7 protein-coding genes are annotated in these 9,779 nt (G+C 69.2%); 5 read left to right on the top strand and 2 right to left on the bottom strand.

Going from position 1 to position 9,779, the window contains the following annotated elements:
• Positions 1-317 precede the first annotated feature (317 nt).
• From PUT80_RS42590 to PUT80_RS42580, 3 genes are all read left to right on the top strand, one after another.
• Positions 318-959, top strand: a complete 642-nt coding sequence (locus PUT80_RS42590; protein WP_037807871.1) for a DedA family protein — start codon at positions 318-320, stop codon at positions 957-959.
• A 132-nt stretch (positions 960-1,091) separates the two neighbouring features.
• Positions 1,092-1,853 (top strand): DUF4253 domain-containing protein, encoded by a 762-nt coding sequence (locus PUT80_RS42585; protein WP_037807874.1) that lies wholly within the window; start codon positions 1,092-1,094, stop codon positions 1,851-1,853.
• Positions 1,854-2,435: 582 nt separating this feature from the next.
• Positions 2,436-3,287, top strand: coding sequence for a DUF72 domain-containing protein (locus PUT80_RS42580; protein WP_037807876.1), 852 nt, complete (start codon positions 2,436-2,438; stop codon positions 3,285-3,287).
• Positions 3,288-3,894: 607 nt separating this feature from the next.
• On the opposite strand, the gene PUT80_RS42575 is transcribed toward PUT80_RS42580, so the two are convergent.
• Entirely contained in the window at positions 3,895-6,681 is a 2,787-nt protein-coding gene (locus PUT80_RS42575) for a BTAD domain-containing putative transcriptional regulator (RefSeq protein WP_275295541.1), read from the bottom strand.
• Between the two features lie 68 nt (positions 6,682-6,749).
• On the opposite strand from PUT80_RS42575, the gene PUT80_RS42570 reads away from it, so the two are divergent.
• Together PUT80_RS42570 and PUT80_RS42565 are read left to right on the top strand one after the other, a co-directional pair.
• On the top strand, positions 6,750-7,688 hold the full coding sequence (locus PUT80_RS42570) for an o-succinylbenzoate synthase (RefSeq protein WP_275295540.1): 939 nt from the start codon (positions 6,750-6,752) through the stop codon (positions 7,686-7,688).
• Positions 7,689-7,773: 85 nt separating this feature from the next.
• A complete protein-coding gene (locus tag PUT80_RS42565; protein ID WP_037807882.1) occupies positions 7,774-7,983 on the top strand; it encodes a PspC domain-containing protein in 210 nt (69 codons plus the stop codon).
• Between the two features lie 67 nt (positions 7,984-8,050).
• Here PUT80_RS42565 and groL read toward each other — a convergent pair whose 3' ends face one another.
• Positions 8,051-9,679 carry a chaperonin GroEL gene (groL, locus tag PUT80_RS42560; protein WP_037807888.1) on the bottom strand — a complete coding sequence of 543 codons (1,629 nt, stop codon included), beginning with the start codon at positions 9,677-9,679 and terminating at the stop codon, positions 8,051-8,053.
• Positions 9,680-9,779: the final 100 nt, after the last annotated feature.

The following is a 9,779-nucleotide window of genomic DNA, read 5'->3' as shown; positions in this document are numbered from 1 at the left end:
GCCCCACCCCCCTGCGGCCTTCCGCATCTCGCCAAGCCTCGAACCCCCTCTGTCCAGCCACCTTTCCCCGCCTCCCGCGAACGAGCTCATTGCACCTCCGCCCCAACCCCACTGCGGTTTCCGCCTCTCGCCAGCCTCTCGGTTTCCGAGCCCTGCCCATCCAGCCACATCCCCCGCCTTCCACAACCGAACGCGCTGCCCTCACCCCAAACCCCACTGCGGTTTCCCGCATTTCCCCGGGTGGCCGACCGCAATGTGTTGCGCGCCTTGGCTTCCTACCGTCAACAACGTCAGCTTTCGTCGTGAAAGGACCCCTCGTGCACCTCTTGCTCGCCGCCCCCGCCGAACCCCTCACCGGACTGGCCGGCTGGGCCGTCGGCCTGATGGACTCGCTAGGCGGCATCGGCGCCGCGATCGTCGTCGGCCTGGACAACCTGTTCCCGCCGATCCCCAGCGAACTCGTCCTCCCGCTAGCCGGTTTCTCCGCGAGCCGCGGCACCTTCAGCCTGCTCGGCGCCCTCTTCTGGACGACCCTCGGCTCAGTCGCCGGCGCCGTGATCGTCTACTGGCTGGGCGCCCTGCTCGGCCGCGACCGATGCCGCGCGCTGCTCAGCCGCCTGCCGCTGATGGACGCCGCCGACTTCGACCGCACCGAGGCGTGGTTCACCCGGCACGGCGGCAAGGCGGTCTTCCTCGGCCGGATGGTGCCGATCTTCCGCAGCCTGATCTCGCTGCCCGCGGGCGTCGAACGGATGCCGTTCGGCCGGTTCCTGCTGCTGACGACGGCGGGCAGCCTGCTGTGGAACACCGCCTTCGTCGTGGCCGGCTACCTGCTCGGGGAGAGCTGGTCGCTGGTGGACCGATACGCGTCGGTGTTCCAGTACGCCGTGCTCGCCGCGGTGGCGATCGCCATCGGCCTGTTCGTCGCGGTCCGGGTGCGCCGCGTCTCCCGGCGCTGAGTTTTTTGCCCCTCGACCTGGGCTTTCCTGAGGTTCACCCGAACGGATGAGCGAGTGGTGCCCTGGAAATTGTCGGTGGTTCGAACTACTGTTCGATATGCAGGAACCGAACACCAGTTCGAGGGGAAGCTCATGACGATCGCACCGTTCCGCCCCGGCGTCGGGGCACCGCCGGTCCAGACCTTGCCGCCAGGGCGCTGGCACGGGCGGATCTGGGTGTCGGAGGAACCGCTCACGCGCCCGCAGCGGTACCTGAGCTGCGTCGCGGAGTTCGAGCGGTCGGGGTTGTGGCCCGTGCTGATCCCGCCCGACCAGCGCTTCACCGCCCGCGGCGAAGACTGGCTGGACGACCGAGGCCGCCTAGCCCCGGCCGGTCACCGCGTCGCCAACGCCGACCCCGCCGAAGTCCTGGCCCGCTGGTGGGACGGCTCTTGTTGCGACGGAGCCTGCCTGCGCCCGTTCGGCACCCGCTTCCCCGGGCTGGCGAAACGCTCGCACCGCCGCTCGGACCCACTGGCCGAAGCAGGCAACACCGGATCCATCCTGGCCGCCCGCACCCCGCACCGGTTGGGCCTGGTCCAAGCCGACCGTCCGGCCGACGTCCCAGCCCTCATCGGCTGGACAGGAATGATCAAGTCGACCGACCAGGTCGCGGAACTCTCAGCAGTCCTGCGCAGCTGGGAAGACCGCTTCGGCGCAACCTTGGTGACGCTGGGCTTCGACTCACTGGAATTGTCAGTTTCCGCCCCACCCCGCACCCACGCCAGGGCACTGACAGTCGCGGCGGAGCACCGGGCCTTCAGCCTCCCCACGTACCTCACGCAGCCAGGAAACTTGCGGGAGTACGCGACGTCGCTAGTGCAGTCCCGCCGGTGGAGGTTCTCGTGGGCTTGAGGAAGTGAGGAATGCGCGGGCCGGGCAGATCCGCGGCCCGAGACGGGCTCGCCACAACCGGGGCCCGTCCGACAGACCTGACCAGTGCAGGAATGCACGGGGAGCAGGCGAGTCCAGCCCGTCCGGTGGGCCAGGAAGGCGGCAATACTGGCCCACCGAACGGGATGGCTACCGCTCGCGGCTCCGGCACCGTCACTCCCGGCCCCCCGCCACCGCTGCTGATTCCGGCTCCTCCGCCCGTCTCGGCACCGCCGCTCCTGTCGATGCCGCCGCTCCCCTCGACGCCACCGCTTTCTTCGACGCCACCGTGAGCACTAGCGACAACAGCCGCCCCGCAATCCGCCCGGCCCCACCGCCCGCCTCAACTCCACCGCCCCGGTTCCGCGCCCTCGCTTCCCCTGTTCTCCTCACCGTCCCCTCCGAGCCCCGTCCCGACGAGCAGGCAACGGAGTCCGCGCCATGAGACCTACGTCCTTCCGCCCAGGACATCAGTCCCGATCCTTAGCCCGGCTGTCCCAAAAACAGCCGCGCGGACGCGTTTACCGCAACCGTCCCGGCGGGAATCCTCGGCGGCGAAAGGCGGTGAGCAAGATCGGCCAGATCCGAGTGGGCACGTCCGGCTGGCGCTACCCGCCGTGGCGTGGCGCGTTCTACCCGTCCGGCCTGCCGCAACGGCGCGAACTCGAGCACCTCTCCCGGCAGATGAACGCCGTCGAGATCAACGGGTCCTTCTACTCGCTGCAACGCCCGGAGCGCTACCTGGCCTGGCACACCGAAACCCCGGCCGGATTCCTGTTCGCGGTCAAGGGCGGCCGGTTCATCACGCACCTCAAACAGTTGCGCGACGTCGAAACCGCGCTCGCCAACTTTTACGCGTCGGGCGTCCTCGCGCTCGCCGACAAACTGGGGCCGTTCCTCTGGCAACTCCCGCCGCGACTGGCCTTCGACCCTGATCGCGTCTCGACGTTCCTCGGCCAACTCCCCCGCACCACCCGCGAGGCAGCCGCGCTCGGGAAGAAGCACGACGACAAACTCAAGTCCCCGCCGTTCCTGAAACCCGGCCCCGACCGGCCAGTGCGGCACGCGCTCGAAGTCCGCCACCCGAGCTTCACCACGCCCGAAGCGCTGGACCTGCTCAAGAAACACCGGGTCGCGCTGGTGACCTCCGACGCCGCCGCGCCGTGGCCGTACCGGGAGGACCAGACCACTGACTTCAGTTACGTCCGGTTGCACGGTTCGGACGAGCTCTACACCAGCAATTACTCCGACTCAGCCCTGCGCGAGTGGGCCGCGAAGATCACCGAATGGCACGACGGCGGCCGCCGCGACGTGCACGTCTACTTCGACAACGACAGCAAAGTCGCGGCCCCGCACAACGCCGTCGCACTCACCCGCCTGCTCGGCCTCCCCACCCAAACCGACCCGGCACAGTGAGCGGACAGTGAGCGCACTTCGGTTGGGTAGCGGTACGGGCCGCCGGTGGTCTACGTGCTGCCGCTGGGGGTCGGCACGCGGACCACCGCGCCCGGCTGCCCTCCGGCGACCCCACGGGAGCGTTCCGCCAAACGGCCGAGTCAGCCCCGCGCCAGCCGCGCCATCTGCCTCGCAATGCATCCAGCCAGACCGCGCGGCCAGCGATCTTGGGCTGCGACGACCGGCCGGATCTGCCCCGCGCCCACCGGCCAAGCGCACCTGATCCGCATCGGAGTGGTTCAACCAATCACGCACCGCAGCGGATACGGACGGACCTCACCCCACCGCAAGCCAGCCGACTGCGCTCGTGCCCGACCCACATCCGGGTGATTCAGCGGCGCAAGCAACCGAGCCGCGCCACTGCAAGCCGACGTCGCGACACTGCGGCAAACCACCCCGCACCGCATCTTGGCAATCCAACCGCGCCACGCCGCAGCGGTTGAACGTCGAGGCACCGCGGCACCGCAGCAAGAACTACCGCACCGCGCCCGGCTCGACCCGGCAATTCAGTCACGTCAGCAACCAAGCCGCACCGCCCGCAGTCCAACCTCGCGGCACCGCGGCGAAACTACCCCCGCACCAACCCAGCCAACTGCGCCCGAACCCGCTCCGCGTCCGGGTGATCCAACCGGGTCAGCAACCGAACCGCCCGTAGCCAGCAATCTCGCGCCGCGGCGGTGCGTCCGTAGCGCAGATGCGCGGTGCCCAGCTCCGAAAGCACATCCGCGGCCTCATACTCCTCATCCATCGCGAAGAACATGTCGACCGCCTCGGACAGGCACTCGATTCCTTCCACATGCCGCCCCAAACCAAGCAGCGCACGGGCTCGCGCGGCCAGTGAGAAGCGGCCCTGCGGCAAATCGTCCGGCGGGACCAACGCCAGCGCCTCGTCGGCGAGCGACAAGGCCTGCGGGTAGTCCCCCATCATCGCGCACAGGTCGCCCAAGGCGCGCAAAACATTCGCCTCCACCGAGGTGAATCCCAGTTCCCGCGTGATTTCCAGCGACCGCAGGCCGTGCCGGTAAGCCTCTGGGAAATCTTCGATGCCCTGCGCGGTCATCGCCAGGTTGTAGCGCGCCCGCGCCTCCCCCGGCAGCGAGCCCAGTTCCAGTTGCACCGCCAGAGCTTGCTCCAGATATTCGCGCGCCAGCACGTAATTCCGGGCGACTCCCTCGATCACGCCGAGTCCATTAAGGATCGCCGCTTCACCATGCCGCTCCCCGGAATTGCGCGCGGCTCGCAAACCGACCTCGAAGACGTACCGCCATTCGTCGACCCGGGCGCGGCCGGCGAAGTAGGTGAACAGCGACCACGCCAAGCGCCAGCATTGCGCGTATCGCCCGATCCGGAACGACCATTGGATCACCGAAAGCAGATTTCCGTGCTCCTCGATAAACCACGCCAGCGCCCGGTGGTAGTCGGAAAACTCGAGCTCGCCAGCAGGCGGGATGGGGCCGATTTCGTCCATCAGCTGGTGCGGACGCATCGCCAAACCCGCGTTTCGCGCCGACGCGATGTACCAGTCGAGCAGGCGTGCGCTGGCCGCCGTGCGCTCGGCGGCGTCGTCTTCTTGATCCGACAGCTCGGTCGCGTAGGCGCGAATCAGGTCGTGGAACTGGTACCGGCCCGGTTTCGGCTGGGTGAGCAGGTGCGTCGATACCAGCGTGTCGAGAGCGCTGCGAGTGTCCTTTTCGGACCGTCCGTTGAGCGCGACTGCCATGCCCAGCGACAAATCCGGGCCGACTGACAGCGCCAGTAATCGCAGCAGCCTCGCCGCCGCAGAGCACAGAACCCGGTAGGAATACGAAAACACCGTGCGGATATTGGTTTCGTCGCCATCGCCTAGGTCGAAGGTGCTCAACCGGCCGGCGTCTGAGGGCAATGCTGCCACGAACTCGCCCAGTGGCAGCCGCGGGAATTGCGCGGCGCGGACAGCGAGGATTCGGATCGCCAGCGGGAGTCCGCCGCAGTACTCCACAAACTTGCCAGCCGCGATCGGGTCCTCGTGCACTCGTTCGACGCCGATGGCCGACGCGAGCAGTTCCACCGCCTCTTCGCTGTCCAATTCGGACAGAGCGATCCGTCGGGCACCGTGCGTCGCGACCAGTCCGCGCAGTTGCCAGCGGCTCGTGACCACGACCAGGCATCCGGGGCCGGGCAGCAAATGGCGGACTTGTTCGGTGCTGTTCGCATTGTCCAGCACTATCAACAGTCGCCGACCGGTGGTGTAGGTACGCCAGGTCGCGGCGCGTTCGTCCAAACCGGACGGGATTCGGTCGGCGGGCACGCCCAGCGCGAGGAGCATTGTCTCCAGCGCGGCGATCGGCGACACCGGCGCGCCCGGGCCGTAGCCGCGGAGATCCAGGAACACTTGCCCGCCGGTGAAACGGTCGGCGATCTGGTGTGCGAAGTGGACGGACAGGGTCGTTTTCCCTTGTCCGCCCATGCCTTCAACCGAGGCGATCGGCGTGGAGGTGCCGACGTCGAGTGCCTCCGGCAGCAAGGCGCGCAGGGCTTTCAGGTCCGCGGCTCGACCGGCGAATGCACCAAGATCAGCCGGAAGCTGGTGCGGGATATGGGGTTCCAGCGGAGTCCGGAAGCGTGTGCCTTCGTCACCGCCCAGCACGAGCCGGTGCGCGCGCTGCAGTCCGGCACCGGGGTCGAGACCCAGTTCCTCGGCGAGCAATCCGCTGATCCGCCGGTGCACCTCCAGCGCCTCGGCCTGCCGCCCGGAGCGGAGCAGCGCGTACATCAGCTGCTCATGCGGACGTTCCCGCAGCGGATGTTCGCGCGTCAGCCGCTCCAGTTCGGGCACGACAGTGTCGTACTCGCCGACCGTCAGCATCGTCTCGGCCCACAGCTCGCGGACCCGCGTGCGCTCCTCGGCGAGCTGCCCGACCTCGTCCCGGTGCAGCGCGTCCGACTCCACGTTCTGCAGCGCCGGACCTCGCCACTGCCCGAGCGCGTCCTCGAAGTACCCGGCCGCCCGGCGGTGTTCGCCTCGTTCCGCCGCGCTGCGGCCCCGCGCCGCGAACTGGCGGAAGCGGCCAAGGTCCACCGCGTTCTCGTCGACTTCCAGCAGGTAGCCGCCGCGTTCGGTGCGGATCGCCGCGCCGTCGCCGAGCGCCCGGCGCAGCCGCAGCACATACGTCTGCAGCGCGCCCTTCGACCGGCGCCGGTCGTCGCCCCACAGCCAGTGGCCGAGCACGTCGACCGAAACGAGCCGGTTGGCCCGCAGCAGCAGTCCGGCGAGCACGATCAGCGGGCGGCTGCCGCCCAGCGGCACCACCTGGTCCCCGGCCAGCACCTCGGCCGGGCCGAGCACCCGGAAGTCGAGGCCGTCCACACGTTCCATTGTGGTGTTGAGACGGCCCCCGCGACACCTCGGTTCCCGGCACCGCGGCGATGGCATGATCGGCAGTCATGCAGGTTTACGCGCTCCCGCTGCACTCCCGGTTCCGGGACATCACCGTCCGTGAAGGACTGCTGCTCCGCGGCACCGCCGGCTGGGGCGAGTTCTGCCCGTTCGCGGATTATTCGGACACCGAAAGCGTGCCGTGGCTCGCCGCCGCGCTGGAAGCGAGCGAAGAAGGCTGGCCGGAGCCGGTCCGCGACCGGATCGAGGTCAACACGACAGTCCCCATTTTGTCGCCCGAACGCGCACACGAACTGGTCCGCAAGTCCGGCTGCCGCACGGCGAAGGTCAAGGTCGCCGACAAACGCGCGACGCTCGCCGAGGACTGCGCGCGCGTCGAAGCGGTCCGCGACGCGCTGGGTCCGTCCGGGGCGATCCGGGTCGACGCCAACACCGCATGGGACGTCGACACCGCCGTGCACGCGCTGGGCGAGCTCGACCGTGCGGCCGGCGGCCTGGAGTACGCCGAACAGCCGTGTCCCACGATCGACGACCTGGCTGCCGTTCGCCGCCGGGTGTCGGTGCGGATCGCGGCCGACGAATCGATCCGCCGCGCGGAGGACCCGCTGAAGGTCGCCGTGGCCGGAGCCGCCGACATCGCCGTGCTCAAGGTCGCCCCGCTCGGCGGGGTGCGGCATGCACTGGAGGTCGCGGAGGCGTGCGGGTTGCCGTGCGTGGTGTCGTCAGCCGTGGAGACGAGTGTCGGGCTGGCCGCCGGGCTCGCGCTCGCCGGGGCGCTGCCGGAGCTGGATTTCGCCTGCGGACTCGGCACGATGTCGTTGCTGCGCGGGGATGTCTGCACCAGAACACTGTCCCCTGTGGACGGTTACCTGCCGGTGCTGCGCCAGGCCCCGGAACCCGACGCCTACGCCGAGTTCGCCGCGTCGCCCGAGGTGTCCCGAGTGTGGCTGGACCGGTTCGAGCGGGTCCGGAAGATCAGCGGCTAAGGGAGACTTCAGGGTCGCGGCCCCGGGGCTTTCTCCGGGGCGATCCCGGATGTGCGGGGCGGCCCGGTCGCGGAGTATTGCTGGCATGACGGACAACGTGCAGGCCGCACCGGCCAAGAAGATCTTCCGCAGCCGCTCCGACCGCATGCTCACCGGCGTGTGCGGCGGATGGGCCAACTACCTCAACGTCGACCCCTCGATGGTGCGCATCGCCGCGGTCGCCGGCGCCGTGCTCTCGGCGGGCGTGATCCTGCCGGTCTACGCCGCCGCTGCCGTCCTGACTCCGGAAGACTGAGCCGGGAACGGGCGAAGCCCGGCCCACCGCGAGGGTGAACCGGGCTTCGCCGGAAAAGCAGCCGAACTCAGAAGTCCATGCCACCCATGCCGCCGGACGGGTCGGCCGGAGCGGCAGAAGCCTTCTCCGGCTTGTCCGCGACGACAGCCTCGGTGGTCAGGAACAGCGCCGCGATGGAAGCGGCGTTCTGCAGCGCGGAGCGGGTGACCTTCGTCGGGTCCGGCACGCCGGCCGCGAGCAGGTCCTCGTACTCGCCGGTGGCGGCGTTCAGGCCGTGGCCCTGCGGGAGGGACTTGACCTTCTCCGCCACGACGCCGCCCTCGAGACCGGCGTTGATCGCGATCTGCTTGAGCGGAGCCTCGACGGCGACCTTGACGATGTTCGCGCCAGTGGCCTCGTCACCGGTCAGCTTCAGGCCCGCGAAAGCGGCCTCGGCAGCCTGGATCAGGGCCACGCCACCGCCGGCGACAATGCCCTCTTCCACGGCGGCCTTGGCGTTGCGCACCGCGTCCTCGATGCGGTGCTTGCGCTCCTTCAGCTCGACCTCGGTCGCGGCGCCGGCCTTGATGACGGCCACGCCGCCGGCCAGCTTCGCGAGCCGCTCCTGCAGCTTCTCGCGGTCGTAGTCCGAGTCGGAGTTCTCGATCTCCGCGCGGATCTGGTTGACGCGACCCTGGATCTGGTCGGCGTCGCCAGCGCCCTCGACGATGGTGGTCTCGTCGCGGGTGATGACGGCCTTGCGGGCGCGGCCCAGCAGCGACAGGTCCGCGTTCTCCAGCTTGAGGCCGACGTCCTCGGAGATGACCTGGCCGCCGGTCAGGATCGCGATGTCCTGCAGGATCGCCTTGCGGCGGTCGCCGAAGCCCGGGGCCTTGACGGCGACGGACTTGAAGGTGCCGCGGATCTTGTTGACGACCAGGGTCGCCAGGGCTTCGCCCTCGACGTCCTCGGCGATGATCAGGAGCGGCTTGCCGGACTGGATGACCTTCTCCAGCAGCGGCAGGACGTCCTTGACGTTGGAGATCTTGGAACCGAAGAGCAGGACGTACGGGTCCTCCAGCTCGGCTTCCTGGCGCTCCGGGTCGGTCACGAAGTAACCGGACACGTAGCCCTTGTCGAAGCGCATGCCCTCGGTGAGCTCAAGCTCGAGCCCGAAGGTGTTGCTCTCCTCGACGGTGACGACGCCTTCCTTGCCGACCTTGTCCAGCGCCTCGGCGATCAGCTCGCCGATGGTGCGGTCAGCGGCCGAGATCGAGGCGGTAGCAGCGATCTGCTCCTTGGTCTCGATCTGGACGGCGGCCTTGTGCAGCTGCTCGGTGATGGCCTCGACGGCCGCCTCGATGCCGCGCTTCAGCGAGATCGGGTCGGCGCCGGCCGCGACGTTGCGCAGGCCCTCGCGCACGAGCGCCTGGGCGAGCACGGTGGCGGTGGTGGTGCCGTCGCCCGCGACGTCGTCAGTCTTCTTGGCAACTTCCTTGACGAGCTCGGCCCCGATCTTCTCCCACGGGTCCTCGAGCTCGATCTCCTTGGCGATGGAGACACCGTCGTTGGTGATCGTCGGCGCGCCCCACTTCTTTTCGAGCACGACGTTCCGGCCCCGCGGGCCGAGGGTCACCTTGACGGCTTCGGCGAGGGTGTTCAAGCCGCGCTCAAGACCGCGGCGGGCGTCCTCGTCGAACGCGATCAGTTTGGCCATTGCGGTGTGGTCCTCCGGTATTGGGCGCTACCGCCGCGCTGTCTCCAGCGGCGGCAGCAGGACACGTCCTCGGCCAGGCTCGGTGCCCGCGACGGACGAC

This window comes from Amycolatopsis sp. La24 (genome assembly GCF_029087445.1).
Taxonomy (GTDB): domain Bacteria; phylum Actinomycetota; class Actinomycetes; order Mycobacteriales; family Pseudonocardiaceae; genus Amycolatopsis; species Amycolatopsis nivea.
This window is presented reverse-complemented; position numbering and strand designations above follow the sequence as displayed.

Bases quoted from the DNA above. Each gene is read 5' to 3' on its own strand.
- groL (WP_037807888.1), bottom strand. From the start codon at position 9,679: ATGGCCAAACTGATCGCGTTCGACGAGGACGCCCGCCGCGGTCTTGAG.
- PUT80_RS42585 (WP_037807874.1), top strand. From the start codon at position 1,092: ATGACGATCGCACCGTTCCGCCCCGGCGTCGGGGCACCGCCGGTCCAG.
- PUT80_RS42570 (WP_275295540.1), top strand. From the start codon at position 6,750: ATGCAGGTTTACGCGCTCCCGCTGCACTCCCGGTTCCGGGACATCACC.
- PUT80_RS42565 (WP_037807882.1), top strand. From the start codon at position 7,774: ATGACGGACAACGTGCAGGCCGCACCGGCCAAGAAGATCTTCCGCAGC.
- PUT80_RS42575 (WP_275295541.1), bottom strand. From the start codon at position 6,681: ATGGAACGTGTGGACGGCCTCGACTTCCGGGTGCTCGGCCCGGCCGAG.